The sequence below is a fragment of the Exiguobacterium sp. MH3 genome, from assembly GCF_000496635.1.
Lineage (GTDB): Bacteria > Bacillota > Bacilli > Exiguobacteriales > Exiguobacteriaceae > Exiguobacterium_A > Exiguobacterium_A indicum.
Genome location: NC_022794.1, coordinates 2545934 through 2561793, shown reverse-complemented (window position 1 = coordinate 2561793; position 15860 = coordinate 2545934). Strand labels below are relative to the sequence as shown.

Sequence of the window (15860 nt, the reverse complement as noted above, 5' to 3'; positions counted from 1 at the left end):
GAGACGATATAGAAGCATAATGACATTTTAGGGAGGACGATGTGTTGCGACGTTTATCACCAGTCTTCATCGAAGAAGCTTTTCGAAGACGATCCTACTATAAAACGTTCTCGTGGATGATTGCAGTCATCGGTCTACTTGCGATTATCGTTGCGTTACACCAATTGAACAAAACACTCGAAGAAGGAAAACGTTTCGAAGAGGCGGCAAAAGCGATTGACATCGTGATCCCAGCAAATCATGCAACTCAAGATTTAACGTCTTATTATCTTGCTTCCTTAGAGAAACAGGTTGAGGAACCACAAGTAACAAAACAAGCAGAGACCTCTCTCTTCCACTTATATGAACAGCTAAAGGAAGAGCAAGCGATTGGCCCAGCACGTAAAGAGTTGTTGGAGGAACTCACGAAATTAGAGCGTCAAGGATACGAGTCCAATCATCGCTTTTTCACAGCCTCTACGAATTTTAAAAGTGAAGTGATTTTTAATCAACTCGTCTTAAGTAAAGAGACTGGTTCATACTACGATGTGTTCTCGCATCTTATCATGATGGAAGAGCAGCTTGGAAAATCGGCACAGATTCTACGAGAAGCACGTCGGGACAACGAAATCAGTTCGATTGATCGATTACGCATCCAACAAATGCGGATCGACTTGCCCATTCGACAACAATCGCTCATGAATGCCTTGTATGAGGTAGTTTCGTTACAAGACGACACAGGGCGCCAAGAAATTGCAAACATGAGAAGTCAGATGCGAAATTACACAGAAACGCTAGATGAACTGTTGAGTACATCAAACGATCAAAACTATGCGAAACTAGCTAATCAGTCTAAACAATATGAAACAAGCATGTACCAGATATATGATCAAAAGTTAAAACAGGTACAACAAGAAATGCAGCACCGAGGATCGCAGATCATTCAAAATGCTTGGCTGCTATTTGCAACAATCATTCTTGTCATTGCGGCATTATTAATATTGAATTGGTTATTATTACGTGCTTTTCGAAAAGATATTTCCTTACTACAAAACGAAGCGAATACGTTTGCTGAGGATCGACGGCAATCTGGGTATCATGTACACGAAAGAAATGACTTCAAGCCAGTCGTTCAAGCCTTCCGGACGATGACAGCAATCATAGCTGGATTACTCGATCATAGTGATGCGAATACAAAAGAGATTAAGCAGAAGAAAGCCGAAATCGAATCTCTCTTTTCTCAAAATACAGATCCAATTCTTGCTTTATCGTCGGACTATACGATTTTAAATGGAAATGATCGTTTTCGACAGTTAACGCATGCCACTTCGGGTTGGACGATTGAAGAATTGGTGCATCCAGCTGATTTGAATCGAATGCGACGAGCACTTCAACAAGCCATCGAAGGGAACAGTCAGACGATTCGCTGTAAAATGTTATTTGACGAAGATATTTTAAATATGTTCGTCAACATCATTCACGTTCCGAACAAAGAGGATGAAACAGGTGTTGCCTTATATCTCTCTTGTCATGATGAGACAGATCAGTTTCGGCGAGAAGAACGCATTACACAACTTGCGCTTTTTGATATGTTGACGGGGTTACTGAATCGAAATGGATTTGAACAAAAGATGCAGGATGCACTGAGAGCACCACAAACAGGCGAGCTCGTCACTATCAGCATTCGTCAATTCCGCCGAATCAATGATATTTACGGTCATGGGGCAGGAGATCAGATTTTAAAGGATCTCGCGAATCGACTGAAGCATCATTTCATCGGAACGGGACAAGCAGCACGTATTGGTGGAGATGAATTCGCTGTATTAGTCGCGCAACAGGATATCGTTGATTACGAGAAATTAAAGCAAGTCATCGAACATGTTTATGAAATTAACGGAGAATTCGTGAACGTCAGCATCAGTATGAGTATGGTCCGCTATCCGGACGATGCAGTAGCTGTCACTTCGTTATTATCCTCTGTCGATATCGCGATGCAACATGCGAAACAACAGACAGAAGGTGGACCGGTCTGGTTCGAACCTTGGATGAGTGCGGAATATCTGGAATCGGTCGTATTGGAAGGGGAGTTACGGGATGCGATTGAAAAGAACGAGTTACAATTGTTCTACCAACCGCAAATCAACCTTGCGACACGGCAGGTGGATGGTTGTGAGGCGCTCTTGCGCTGGTTCCATCCAGAACGTGGCATGATCAGTCCGGCAGTCTTCATTCCAATTGCCGAGCGATCGATGCTCATCGAAGAGATTGGGATGTGGGTCGTTGCTGAAACGGTTCGCCAAGTAGAGGCGTGGAAAGAAACGGAGCTCGGATCGCTTCGCGTCTCAGCGAACTTATCCGTAAAAGAGCTCGTCTCTGGTCGGATTGTGGATTACCTGACGGGCGTCCGAGAAATTCATCCTGGAATTGAAGACCGGATGGAACTCGAAATCACGGAATCTTTCGGTGTCTTTTCGGACGGACGTGTCTTCGAGGCGCTTCAGACGTTACACCAAATGGGTTATCGTCTGGCGATCGATGACTTTGGTACTGGTTATTCGTCTTTGTCCTACTTGAGTCGATTGCCTATTCAGCGACTGAAAATCGATCGCTCGTTCATCAGCGGTCCGGATGCCTGTTCGAACGCACCGCTCATCGAGACGATCATTAAACTGGCGCATACATTGAAATATGATGTTGTCGCCGAAGGCATCGAGGAACTGGAGCAGGCGAATCATCTGCAACAGCTGGATTGCGAGTATGCACAAGGTTTTTATTATTCAAGACCAATCCCGGCAGACGAGTTCCGCGTCTGGTACGGAAAGTATCATGAAACGCTTTTATCTGAATGAATCACTAGTTACAGTCTAAAGATTGAGGTCTCTTAAAATAGAAAAGGTGAGTTTCCGTCCGGAAACTCACCTTTTTCATTGGATAAATTGATGAAAACGAATAATTAGACGCGATCGAGTACGAGGTCGTCTGCTTGTTCGAGATACGCTTTGACCGGTGCGACTGCTGCCTCGACCGTACCTGGTGCGAACGGAGACTTCAATCCAGCACGTTCGACGAGCGTAAGGAAGCTTTCCGAGCCGCCGGCACGACAGAGATCTAGATATGACTTCCAAGCCGCTTCCCGGTCTTGTTCCATCCAAGCATAGAACTGGAAGGCACAGACTTGAGCGAGCGTGTAATCGATATAGTAGAACGGACTGCCGAAGACGTGTCCTTGTTGATGCCACCATGCACCTGAATCGAGATAATCGTTTGCTTCGTAATCACGATGCGGCAGGTATTTCTTCTCAATCGTCCGCCATGCTTCGCGACGCTCAGCTGGTGTCAATTCCGGTTGGTTGTAGATGACGTGTTGGAACTCGTCAATCGCAACGCCGTACGGAAGGAATGTGACGCTTCCTGCGAGGTGATTGAATTTGTATTTTGCTGTCTCTTCACCGAAGAACTCTTCCATCCAAGGATAAGCGAAGAATTCCATCGACATCGAGTGAATCTCACACGCTTCATACGTTGGGAAAGCACTCTCTGGAGCTGTCAGGTGACGGCTCTCATAGACTTGGAAGGCGTGTCCGACTTCGTGCGTCAGGACATCGATGTCGCCTGCCGTTCCATTGAAGTTCGAGAAGATGAACGGGAGTTTTTCGTCTGCGATGTAGGTACAATACCCACCGCCGGCTTTCCCAGGTTTCGCCGTTAAATCGAGTGCTTCCCGGTCGAGCATGTAGTTGAAGAACTCGTTCGTCTCCGGTGACATCTCTGCATACATCTTTTTGCCGCCTTCGATGATGAACGACTCTTCGCCTTTCGGTGTCGCATTACCAGACTTGAAGGCAAATCCTTCATCGTAGTAATACAACTGATCGACGCCGATCCGTCGTTGCTGGCGTTCTTTAAGTTGTGTCGCGAGCGGAACGATCGTCTCACGGATTTGTTCGCGGTACTGTTCGACCATCGATTGGTTATAATCGACGCGGAGCATCCGTGCGTATCCGAGCTCGACGAACGATGGGAAACCGAGTGTCTTCGCGATCTCGGTCCGGATGCGGACGAGTTTGTCGTAGATCGTATCGATTGCTTCGCCTTGTTCTTTTAAATAGCCGAAGCGTGCCTCTGAAGCTGCTTTACGGACATCACGATCAGGTGATTGAAGATAGGGGCCGAACTGTGATAAGTTGAGCGTCTTGCCATCGAACTCGATTTGAGCAGAAGACATCAGTTTCGTATATTCACTCGAGAGACGGTTCTCTTCTTGGAGTTTCGGAATGATCTCTTCTGAGAACGTCTTCAGGCTCGCTTCAGCAATCAGGAATAACTGTTTGCCTTGCGTCTGTTCGAGTTCACTGCGGAGTGGATGCGTCGTCAACGCTTGATAATAGCTTGAGACATATCCTTGATAGATCGCACTCGCTTCATCAAAGAATCCTTGTTCCGTCTCATAGAACGTATCGCGTGTATCGATCGTGTGGCGGATCTCGACGAGCTGGCTTGCCGTTTCAAATTGATTTCTGAGGGTATTAATCTCAGTGATGGCTGCGTTTGCTTCATCTACCTGTGTGGCTTCCGTCAGTCGAGCGATCGCTTGATTCATGGATGTTTCAAGCAAGGCAAGGTCAGGACGGACATATGTAATTTCTGAAAATGGTAACATGTAAGCGCCTCCTTATGATTTCTAACTATTATCACACAAAAATACTTGCAAAACCAGAGGGACAAACGTATGCTTTTTGTGAGAACGTGAGCGAGCTGTCTGACAGCTTACTCCTATAAAAAATCGAAACTTCCATTCGGAAGAAAAACGATCGAGAAAGTAGAGGGATAGTATCATGGGATTCTTAAAAAAATTGTTTGGTGGTAACGACGCAGGAAACGCAAAAATCGCTTCTGCACTTACAGGTAAAATCGTCAACATCGAGAACGTACCCGATCAAGTTTTCTCTCAAAAAATGATGGGCGACGGTGTCGCGATCGAACCAACTGAAGGTAAAGTCGTCTCGCCGATCAACGCAACGGTTGAAACGATCTTCCCAACAAAACACGCAATCGGTCTAAAAGGTGAAGATGGTCTTGAACTGTTGATCCACGTTGGTCTTGATACAGTTAACCTTAAAGGTGAAGGCTTCACGGCTCACGCCCAGTCAGGTGACAAAGTTAAAGCAGGAGACGTCCTCGTCGAGTTCGACCTTGACTACATCCGTGCGAACGCACCATCGACGATCACACCGATCATCGTGACGAACCACGATCAATTCACGCTTTCAGCTGTACCAGCTGAAGGAACTTCTGTTGTCGCAGGCGACACAGAGCTCTTCAAAGCAACACACAAATAAGATACGATACGCCTCCATTCCTTGCGGATGGGGGCTTTTTTGTCGTCTCCTCCCGTGTCTTACCGTTTTGTAAGAGAAGTGAAAGCAAAGTCCATTTTGAGAAAAGCAGGGAAGGGCTAGACTAAGTGTAACGAATCAAACACAGGAGGCAATACAGATGAAAGCAATCTTACAAGCAGAACAGATTTCAAAAACGTATCAAACGAAAACAGCGCGCCACGAAGCACTGCGTCCGACGACGCTCAGCGTCCATGAAGGAGAGTTCGTCAGCATCATGGGACCATCCGGTGCCGGGAAATCGACGTTGCTTAACTTACTGTCGACGATCGATCAGCCGACGGATGGCTCGATTCTAATCAATGGAGCAGACGTGACGGCGATGAAGGAAAAACAATTAGCACGTTTCCGTCGGGAACAACTCGGCTTCATCTTCCAGGACTTCAATCTCCTCGATACGATGACGGTTCGGGAAAATATCGCCTTACCGCTCTCACTCGCGAACGTCGATAAAAAAATGATTTTAGAACGTGTCGATCGTGTGGCGCGTCAACTTGGTATCCACGACTTACTCGATAAACGTCCCGTCGAACTATCGGGTGGACAAAAACAACGGACGGCTGCCGCGCGTGCGATCATTCATGATCCGTCACTCATTTTAGCCGACGAGCCAACCGGTGCGCTTGACTCGAAGTCAGCGACAGGGTTACTCGAAGCGATGCAATCGCTCAACAACGAAGGCGCGACGATTTTAATGGTAACGCATGATCCGATGACAGCGTCTTATGCGGAACGGATTCTGTTCGTCAAGGATGGAGAGCTGTTCAAGGAAGTCCATCGCTTCGGTTCGCAGAAGGAATTCTTCGAGCAGATCATGGAAGTCCAACGCGAACTCGGAGGTGCCGTCCGTGAGCTTGTCTAAACTGGCGTTTCAAAATTTGAAGAACATCCGTCAAAACGTGATGTACCTCGGTGCCGTCACGTTTGCGATTCTGATTTACTATACGTTTCTCGCGATTCGATCGAATGAATCGATGCTTCAGGCGAACGAATTGTACGGGAAACTGGGAACGGTCTTTACGGGAGCAAGTGTCATTCTAGCGCTTTTTTCTGCCATCTTCATCTGGTATTCAAGTGACTTCTTCTTACGTCGTCGTAAGAAGGAAATCGGACTCTACGCGTTGCTCGGTCTAGAGCGGGGGCAGATCGCCCGCCTGATTTTCCTTGAGACGATGGGGTACGGAGTGATTGGTCTGATTCTCGGAATTGCGATTGGTACCGTCGCTTCGAAATACTTCGTACAGTTGCTCGCTTCCGTCATGGCGATGCAAGTCGATGCGACCTTTACGATCAGCGGAGCTTCCGTCCTGCAGACGATCGGTGTCTTCCTGTTGATTTTCTTGATCATCGCCTTACGTTCGGCTCGGACGATTTATCGTTTTACATTAATCGAATTGTTCAAGGCAGAACAACAAGCGGAATCGCTTCCGAAAGTCCATCCGATCCTAGCCGTGCTTTCGGTCGTCTTGATCGGTGTTGGGTACTATTTGACCGGACAACCGTTGATGGATCACTTTACGATCGTTGCCCCACTCTTGATGCTCTGCGTCATTCTCGGAACGTTCGGAACGATGAGTTACTTCACGATCTTCTTATTGCGCGTCTTAAGTAACCAAGCGCGACACTTCAAAGGAACGAATTTGATTTTGCATGGGCAATTGTTGTCACGAATCAAATCGAATGCCGTCATGCTGTCGACGATCACAGTCATCACTGCCGTCACATTGACGACAGTCGGTACAGCGACATCGATTTATTATTTCATCGATCAGACCGTCGAGGAGCAAGTTCCGTACAGCCTATCGATTGCGAGTAAACAATCTGAAGCGGAACAACTGATTGCAAAGTCTGACCAAAAGATCGACAGCCGGACGATGGTCAACGTCAAGAACGTCGACCATCAGATGACCGATCTGCCGAACCCGCTGACGTTCACGCGCTACTACGCGACGTATGCGTATGAAGACCAGCCGGGACAATTCAGCTACGTCAACTATTCGGACTACGTCAAGCTCGCGAAAGCGAACGGGAAAACGGTCATCAAAGAACCGAAACAAGGCGAAGCGATCGTCCTTGAGACATTCAAAGGAAACGATTTGTTGAAGATGAAAGTCAAATCGCCGGTCGGTGTTGAAATCAAGGACGTTCATGAGTCCTTTCGCATCACCGCTGCGACGAATCTACCGATCGCTCAACTTTATGAGAAACAGCGTCTCGCCTTCGTCGTAAACGATGATGCGTTCGCGAAGATGCCGGAAAAAGGCTTCACGCTGACGAATTATCAGTTCTCAGATGAACGTCATGACGATGGATTGATGAAACAGTTGACACAACTATATGGAAAACAAGCGGACACGGAGATGGCAGCGTATTATCCTGTCTATACGATGACGACAGCAACGACAGGCTTACTCGCGTTTGCTGCCGGCTTCCTCGGACTCGTCTTCTTGCTTGCGACGGGTTCAATCATCTACTTCAAGATGCTCGCGGAAGCAGAAGAATCGAAACAACGGTTTGCCATCATCCAGAAGATCGGTGTTGATGAGAAGGAACAGACGGGTATCATTCGTCGTCTTGTCGGATTCGTCTTCTCCTTACCGTACGTGCTTGGACTCGTTCATAGTTTAGTTGCGATGCAAGTCTTGCAGAAACTGTTGAACTACAACATCGTTCGTCCGACATTACTTGCGATTGTTTGTTATACGATCGTCTATCTGATCTACTATATCGTCACGGTTCGTGCGTATCGCCGCATCGTCACGTGATGAACTAAATAGGGTACACAGAACTGGAAACGGAATAATCGTTTCCAGTCCTTTTTGAGTTCGTTATGATAAAGGGAGAAGGAGTTGATAGGAACGATGCATACGATTTTATTAGTCGAAGATGACATGAAGATTGCTACATTATTGAAAGAACTACTTGAACGCTATGATTTTAGAGTCGTCGTTGAAGATGGGCGAGGAGATGTCGTTGCGGTCTTTGAAGAGACGAATCCGGACGTCATTCTATTAGATGTCAATTTACCGAAGTTTGACGGTTTCTATTGGTGTCGACAATTGCGGATGAAGACACGGGCACCCATCCTGTTCATCTCAGCACGGGTCGGGGAGATGGATCAAGTCATGGCGCTTGAATACGGAGCGGATGATTACATCGTTAAGCCGTTCCAAGGAGCGGTCGTCATCGCGAAGATTAAAAGTCAGATTCGCCGGGCCTATGGCACGCTTTCAAACGAGACGGATGAGCGGACGGTGACGAAAGAAGGTGTCACGCTGTACTTGGACCGTTATATCGTCGAGTACGGGGAACAGTCGATCGAGCTGTCAAAAAAAGAGGGACTGATCCTTGAGATGTTGCTGACGGCAAGTCCACGAATCGTCAGTCGGGGCGATCTACTTGAACGGATTTGGGATGACGAAGCATTCGTCGATGAGAATACGTTGAACGTCAATATCACGCGTGTCCGCAAACGGCTTGCCGAAATCGGTGTCGCTGGACTTGAGACGGTGCGAGGCGTCGGTTATAAACTGGTTCTTGAACCATGAAGCTCTTTTTACGGCACGCGATACCAGGTATCATCTTCTTTACTGGACAAATGCTGATTTTATATGCCGTCTTATGGCTCTACGATCTTTATCGCCCAGCAGCCTTCTTTTATATCGTGCTCTTGAACAGTATCGGTCTCTTGATTTATCTCAGTTATCGTTTCTTCAGCATGCTTCCGTTGCTGCGACGGATGCAACAGCCGGTCCAATCGGTCGCAGAACCGATTCGCAGTGATAGTGAAGAACCGATTTCCGTCGCTGTCGAACAATTTTTAGAACGGCAACAGACCTTGTTTCGAAACAGTCTGTTTGCTGAGCGACGGAAGGAAAAAGAGCGGCATCGGTATGTCGACCAGTGGATTCATCAAATGAAGACGCCGTTATCCGTCATCGAACTGATTCTCGAACATCCGGGGGAGCACTATCAAGCTGATTTGCGCCAAGAGGTCGATCGGCTGCGCAGTGGACTCGACCAGATGCTCTATTCGTCACGTCTAGAAGCGATCGAGACGGATCTGAAGGCAGAGCAGTTATCCTTAAAGCCACTTATTACCGGCATCATTAATCAGGAAAAACGACTATTCGTCAAAAATCAGGTTTTTCCGAAACTCGATATCGCGGAGGATATGTACGTCTATACGGATGCGAAGTGGTTTCGATTCCTTGTCTTACAGCTTGTGACGAATGCGATTAAATATACGACAGGTCACGGACGAGAAGTCGTCTTGAAGGCGGAGGAGATAAATGGGCAGGTCGTTTTGTCGATTCGAGACGACGGCGTCGGGATTCCAAGACGAGATGTCCCACGCGTCTTTAATGCGTTCTTTACCGGTGAGAATGGGCGACGTTACGGGGAATCGACCGGAATGGGACTGTATTTCGTCCAGCAGGTCTCGATGAAACTCGGACATGAGATTGAACTTGAGAGTGAGGAAGGCATCGGGACGACATGTCGGATTCGTTTAGTAGGAGGTCGCGCACATGATTGAGGTGAAACAATTAGGAAAGGTCTATCCCGGAAAGGTGACGGAACAGCCGTTGACGGATGTGAACTTCCGAGTTGAAGAAGGCGAGATGGTCGCAGTCATGGGACCGTCCGGTAGTGGCAAATCGACACTGATCAACTTGCTTGCGACACTCGACGAGCCAAGTTGGGGATCGATTCTGATTGATGGCGTCGATACAGCGACGTTTAAGCGAAAAGAGATGACACGCTTCCGACGCGAGACACTTGGGATCATCTTTCAGGAATTCAACTTACTCGACTCCTTGACGCTCGGTGAGAACATGCTCGTTCCATTGATGTTGTCTGGGAAAAAAGCAAAACTGGCGCGTGAAGAGATGGAGCAGTTGGCTCGTCGCCTTCAGATTGATGATTTGCTCGATAAGCAGGTGGACGAAGTAAGTGGTGGACAACGGCAGCGAACAGCGATCGGTCGCGCCTTGATTCATACGCCGCGTCTGATACTTGCGGACGAACCGACCGGAGCACTTGATTTTCAAGCGACAAAACATGTCATGGATGTATTAGCAGAACTGAACGCGACGGGGATGACGATGGTCATCGTGACGCATGATCCGCAAGTCGCTTCGTATTGTAATCATGTCTTGTTTTTAAAGGACGGTAGCGTGCAAACCGAGTTATTCCGTGATGAGCCACGACGGATCTTCTTTCAACGTGTCATTGAGTCGTTATCGTTGTTAGGAGGGGATGAGCATCAATTATCTGCAATACGCCCTACGTAATATCCGGCGCTACCAGCGGTTGTACTATGGGTATGCCTTGACGATCATCGTCGCGATGACGATCGTGACGAGTTACTGGAACTTGCTGACGAACGGATCGTTTCAAAACGTCGCTAAGATACTCAGCCAATTGAACCAAGTCATCGAGATGACGATCTTGTTCGTCTTCATCGCAGAACTGATCATCCTATTTTTTAGTATCCTGTTCATCTATTCGACGACCTATACGATGCTTGAGCACCGGAAGAACGATCTCCGAACGATGCGGACGCTCGGTAGTGGATTATCGCACTTCTTGAAGTATTTTTTGATTGAGGTTCTGATCGTCGGCGGATTAGCGATCACGGCGGGGATGATACTTGGAAATGTCTTGACGAAGATGCTGTTACTTTCTGTCGTCAAAATCATGTTCTTGCCACCGATCGAGTTTGAGCTGTCGTTTTATGCGATTCTTGCCTTGATTGGTGGCGCCTTCCTTGTTTTACTGATCGCGACCGTTCTGGCGATTTACCGTTTTCGTCCGGATCGACCGGTCCGTTCCCGTTCACTTTTTCGAAGAAGAGTTTGGATTCTGACACAAGTCCTCGCTCTATTGCTCTTGATTTACGGATATGTCCTCGCGTTCGTTCGAATGTATGGATTTTATATGTTATTCCCGCTTGTCATCTTCATCGGTTCCTTTTTCATTTGCCGCTATATCTTACCGTGGTTGATCCAGCTATATCGTCCATGTCGGTTGTCTCTTCGGAAACTGATCGTTTCGGAGATCGCCAATCAGTTACGAACGAATAGTACGCTGATTGCCCTCGGGACGATCTTGACGTCATGTGCGCTGACGGCAGTCGGACTTGTCTTCTTGTTTCAATTGATCGGACTCGATCTCTCGTCCCAAAATCAATTTGGTCTCGTCTATTATGAAGAATCCGCTCAGCCGACGAAGCGATTGAAGGATATTAAACAGACGATGACGGACGCATTTCCGGATCGCTATCAGCAAGATATTGAAGTGAAGGCAGAAGGGAAGCGTATCTTTTTACCGATTTCTGCCTACAACAAGATGATGCGTCAATTGCACCTTGAGGAGCGGAAGGCGACCGGTCGACAGAGTTTCTTCGTACCCGCGCGACCGGTGCAACTCGAAGAGAATACACCAACGATGAAAAAGGCGGAACAGGCGATGAAACGAGAAGGGTTTAAGCTGCTCTCGCCGTCTTCCCATGATTTAGTGTTCGGCTATAACTATCAGATCGAAACGATATTCGTCGTCAGCGACGCGGTCTTCCCGACACTTAAACAACCTGTTCGGCAAATCGTCGTCTTCGATACGCCAGCCTACCATGATTATGGAACGAGGGACTGGAAGCAGTGGATGAAGATCGTTCGCAATATTCAATCCGCAGCCAAGCTGGATGAGAAGCAGCCGGTTCCCTATCAGTTGATCAATGAGACGGAAGATGAGATCGACGGGATCCGGATCGTACGACTCGTCACGTTCGTCGTCATCCTTCTGACGATCTGGTTGTTCGTCATCAATGCGAGTTTCCTGCATGTATGGATGCAGATGACGGCGGAACAGGAACAAAAACGGATGAAGACATTGTTTGCGCTCGGATTCGGATCCGGAAACATTCGTCGTTACTTGCTCATGAAGTATGGTGCGGTCTTACTCATTCCCTATCTGATTTCTGTTTTTCATGCCTTTTTGTTGTTCCAAGTCGTCGTGACACAGGCTGGACTTGAAATGAAACCTTTTCTTAATCTCGCTATGTTTTGGATCAGTATCGTCACCGTTGGATACTTCTTAAGTGTCTTACCGATTTGGCTACGGTACCCGCGCCATCTGTTCCGGAAATCATCCGAAAGTTCGATGTATCCAACACCGAATTCAAGGGTATGATGATACCATAGGAACAAGGGAGGGAAACGTATGCTAGACCATTCACCATATCGAGGCTACGGTGACCGAATTCGTATTTTACGAGAGCGTGCCGGGGTTACGATCGAGCAGCTGGCAGAACGACTCGGTGTCGCACCGTACTTCATTCGTCGAACGGAACTCAGCGAAGTCTATCCAACAAAAGCGTACATCGAGGCACTGGCTGAAGCTTTGAACATCGATGCGAGTTACTTGGCTCGTCACATCTGGACAGGAGAATCATTGAAGTTCATCATGCAACAGAAGACGCCACTTGAAGAGATGAAACTTGCTTATGAGCAGACGCTCGGACAAGACGGGACATGGGTCGAAGAGCAGCTTGAAGAGCGAATGCGCCTGTTTGACCTGATGTACGACGAAGATGTCAAACGGATCGAGCAGACGATGAGCGCAACCGAGCAACGCATCTTTCATGAACTGGTCGATGCTGTGATGGAAGCAGGAGAGTTACAACGGGATCAAGCAGAAGAGACGTTTGAACTGTTTGAGGATAAACTTCCAGCCATGATGCAACTCGACGAATATCTCGACCGAATGACAGAAGGTGTATCGTTAGCTCGTTCGACATATTACACGGATTATAGTGACCGGAAAAGCCGTTCACGTTATCATCGCAAATAAAAAGTCGCTGTCTTCTGATTGACGTTCAGAAGACAGCGACTTTTTTTAACGTGTATTGTTTTGTGACATCTGACGTAAACGTGGATTCTTAATACGTGTCCGACCGATGATGAATCCAATGATTGCATTCGCGATGACGAGTACCCAACCGACATAGCCGAAATTGAGGGTTAAGCTACCGAGCATCGCTTGCCATTTGAAAATCATCATCAAATCACCACGCAAGACGAAGCGTGCGATACAGACAAGTAAAACCGTCAATCCAGCGATGAAGACACCAACCCAACTTCCGTATAAGCGAGAAGATTGACGGCGCACCGCGACGAAGGACCAGCAAAATAGACTGGCGACGAACGTCATCCCACCGTAAGCAAGGACGAGTTCCCATGTCGCACTCGCCTGCGGAAATTTCGTGAACATGACAAGTGACGAGACCATGGCAGCAGCTGTGAAAAGAATCGCTGCCCAAAAACGAGACCGCATAACGTAGTTCCTCCTAAAGGCTTTTTCTCACCTAACGATAGCGGAAACGATTCGTCTTGTAAACTGTTACCGGCGACCGCTTAAGATCCGGCGCAACTGTTTGAGTGGATTCGATCCATAGAACAGAACACCACCCCGGTAGAATTTCGTTCCGACGAATAAGGCAAGCGAGATGCTGATCAGCATCAAGATGAGCGAAATCGACACTTGCCATAGCGGTACATCGGTCAACATGACGCGCAGGAACATGACCATCGGTGTAAAGAACGGCACGAACGACAGGACGACGACAGCTTGGTTCGTCGGTGCATTCAGACTAAACATCGAAATCATGAAAGCTGCGACGATCAACAAGATGACTGGTAATGTCACTTGCTGCGCATCCTCGACCCGACTGACGAGCGAACCGAGTGCCGCGAGAAGCGTCGCATACAGGAAGTATCCGAGCAGGAAGAAGACGAACAGATAAATGATCGTCCGAGCACTCAAGGAATCGAGTGATAACTGATCGAATAAACTGCTGTTTTGAGCACTGTAGTAGCCGACACCGACGAGAATCGATAATTGTACGAGACTGACCGTAGCGATCGAGAGGATCTTCGCCAGCATATGTTGAATCGGACTCGCGGCTGAAATCAGCAATTCCATGACACGGGATGACTTTTCGTTCGCGATTTCTGTGACGATCATCCCACCGTAAATCGCAATCGTGAAGTACATCAAGAATAGCAACACATAGACGAGCGCCGAGGCAGCAAAGAGTTCATCCTCACTTTTCCCACCCGTCGACGTCAACTCCTGTTTGACAGGAACAGGTTCAGCGAGCGAAGCAAGGACGTTCGGATCGATTTCAGCATCCGTGATGACGGCTTGGTCACGGACTTGTTTGACGACCGTTGCGACCTGTGTCTGTAATTCAGACTCAGGACTAGCACTGACGAGTGTCACGTCATACGAATCCTGAACGATTGCCACGGCATCGAATGTACCGCGGTCGACTGCCTTTCGTGCTTGTGCGACTGTATATTCCTTCGTCGTGATGTCTGAAGTGACACCAGCCTTCTTCAAGGCCGGACGAAGATCGGTCGACAATTCACTGACGAGAGCAACTTTCGGATCGTCACCAGAAAACCAGTCGAGAATCCGTTCGATATTGCCAAAGCCGACGAGGAACAGGACCATTAGGACCGTCGAAATCAAAAAGCTTTTAGCACGTAATTTTTGTAGTAGATTGAAGCGATATAAAGTCAGGAATTTACGGTTCATAACGTTTGCCGACCTCCTCGATGAAGATATCCTGCAGGGATAACTGATCCCAGACGAAACGATCGACATGGTGTCCTTGACTGACGATATGTTGGAGAAGTTGATCAGCCGTTTCTTTTGAAGAGACTTGGACGATATGCCCATTGTTGTCTGACTCGACTTGTAGGACACCCGGTAAGCTATCCCATAGGAGTGGTGGGGCATCTGTCGTCAAAAGGACACGTGTTTTTCCATAGCTTGCCTTGATGTCAGGAAGATAGCCAGCAACGACGGGTTTTCCGTGATCGAGGATTGCGACGTGTTCGCAGAGTTCTTCGACGTGATCCATCCGGTGACTCGAGAAGACGATCGTCGTTCCGTCGACGGTTAACTTTTTGACGGCACGTTTTAATTGTTCCGCATTGACCGGGTCGAGTCCGCTGAATGGTTCATCTAAAATCAGCAGTTCAGGTTTATGTAGGACAGCAGAGATCAACTGAATCTTTTGTTGATTTCCTTTTGAGAGTTGTTCGACGCGCATTTTTTCATACTGCGGAATTTGGAAATACTCGAGCCATTCCGTCAACGCTCGTTTCGCATCCTTCCGTTTCATATCGCGGAGTTCTGCGAGGAACAAAAGTTGTTCATCAACGCGGACTTTTGGATACAGCCCTCGTTCTTCCGGAAGGTATCCGATTTTTGAAGTCGGGATGCGCTCTCCGTTCCAGGTGATCGATCCTTCAGTTGGTTGCAGTAGACCGAGCAGCATCCGGAAGGTCGTCGTCTTCCCGGCACCGTTCGCACCAAGCAAACCAAAGATTTGCCCGCGTGGCACCTCAATCGTCAGAGCATCTACGGCTGTAAAATCGCCGAAACGCTTCGTGATGTGTTTGATTTCTAACATAT

Annotated in this window: 13 protein-coding genes; 9 read left to right on the top strand and 4 right to left on the bottom strand. The window is 47.8% G+C overall.

Annotation, left to right across the window (positions count from 1 at the left end; all coding sequences use genetic code 11):
• Positions 1-41: 41 nt before the first annotated feature.
• Positions 42-2828 carry a bifunctional diguanylate cyclase/phosphodiesterase gene (locus tag U719_RS13455; RefSeq protein WP_041255200.1) on the top strand — a complete coding sequence of 929 codons (2787 nt, stop codon included), beginning with the start codon at positions 42-44 and terminating at the stop codon, positions 2826-2828.
• 104 nt (positions 2829-2932) lie between these two features.
• Here the strand turns inward: U719_RS13455 and U719_RS13450 are convergent, their stop codons facing one another.
• Positions 2933-4639 (bottom strand): M3 family oligoendopeptidase, encoded by a 1707-nt coding sequence (locus tag U719_RS13450; RefSeq protein WP_023469327.1) that lies wholly within the window; start codon positions 4637-4639, stop codon positions 2933-2935.
• Positions 4640-4814: 175 nt separating this feature from the next.
• Between U719_RS13450 and U719_RS13445 the strand changes: the two genes are divergently transcribed.
• The 8 genes from U719_RS13445 to U719_RS13410 all read left to right on the top strand — a co-directional run bounded on the left by U719_RS13445 (position 4815) and on the right by U719_RS13410 (position 13226).
• Entirely contained in the window at positions 4815-5318 is a 504-nt protein-coding gene (locus U719_RS13445; RefSeq protein WP_023469326.1) for a PTS glucose transporter subunit IIA, read from the top strand.
• Between the two features lie 157 nt (positions 5319-5475).
• A complete protein-coding gene (locus U719_RS13440) occupies positions 5476-6237 on the top strand; it encodes an ABC transporter ATP-binding protein (RefSeq protein WP_023469325.1) in 762 nt (253 codons plus the stop codon).
• Entirely contained in the window at positions 6224-8140 is a 1917-nt protein-coding gene (locus U719_RS13435) for an ABC transporter permease (protein ID WP_023469324.1), read from the top strand. Before U719_RS13440 ends, U719_RS13435 begins: the two co-directional genes overlap by 14 nt.
• Before the next feature lie 96 nt (positions 8141-8236).
• The gene (locus U719_RS13430; protein ID WP_023469323.1) at positions 8237-8923 is read left to right on the top strand and encodes a response regulator transcription factor; all 687 of its coding nucleotides are present in this window, start codon (positions 8237-8239) and stop codon (positions 8921-8923) included.
• Positions 8920-9912, top strand: a complete 993-nt coding sequence (locus U719_RS13425; protein WP_023469322.1) for a HAMP domain-containing sensor histidine kinase — start codon at positions 8920-8922, stop codon at positions 9910-9912. Before U719_RS13430 ends, U719_RS13425 begins: the two co-directional genes overlap by 4 nt.
• Positions 9905-10669, top strand: coding sequence for an ABC transporter ATP-binding protein (locus tag U719_RS13420; protein WP_023469321.1), 765 nt, complete (start codon positions 9905-9907; stop codon positions 10667-10669). Before U719_RS13425 ends, U719_RS13420 begins: the two co-directional genes overlap by 8 nt.
• A complete protein-coding gene (locus U719_RS13415; protein WP_023469320.1) occupies positions 10635-12566 on the top strand; it encodes an FtsX-like permease family protein in 1932 nt (643 codons plus the stop codon). The genes U719_RS13420 and U719_RS13415 overlap by 35 nt, the downstream gene beginning before the upstream one ends.
• Before the next feature lie 30 nt (positions 12567-12596).
• Positions 12597-13226, top strand: coding sequence for a helix-turn-helix domain-containing protein (locus tag U719_RS13410; RefSeq protein ID WP_023469319.1), 630 nt, complete (start codon positions 12597-12599; stop codon positions 13224-13226).
• A 45-nt stretch (positions 13227-13271) separates the two neighbouring features.
• Here U719_RS13410 and U719_RS13405 read toward each other — a convergent pair whose 3' ends face one another.
• From U719_RS13405 to U719_RS13395, 3 genes are all read right to left on the bottom strand, one after another.
• The gene (locus U719_RS13405) at positions 13272-13709 is read right to left on the bottom strand and encodes a hypothetical protein (protein WP_023469318.1); all 438 of its coding nucleotides are present in this window, start codon (positions 13707-13709) and stop codon (positions 13272-13274) included.
• Between the two features lie 66 nt (positions 13710-13775).
• Positions 13776-14975, bottom strand: coding sequence for an ABC transporter permease (locus U719_RS13400; protein WP_023469317.1), 1200 nt, complete (start codon positions 14973-14975; stop codon positions 13776-13778).
• Positions 14965-15858, bottom strand: coding sequence for an ABC transporter ATP-binding protein (locus U719_RS13395; protein WP_023469316.1), 894 nt, complete (start codon positions 15856-15858; stop codon positions 14965-14967). Before U719_RS13395 ends, U719_RS13400 begins: the two co-directional genes overlap by 11 nt.
• Positions 15859-15860 lie beyond the last annotated feature (2 nt).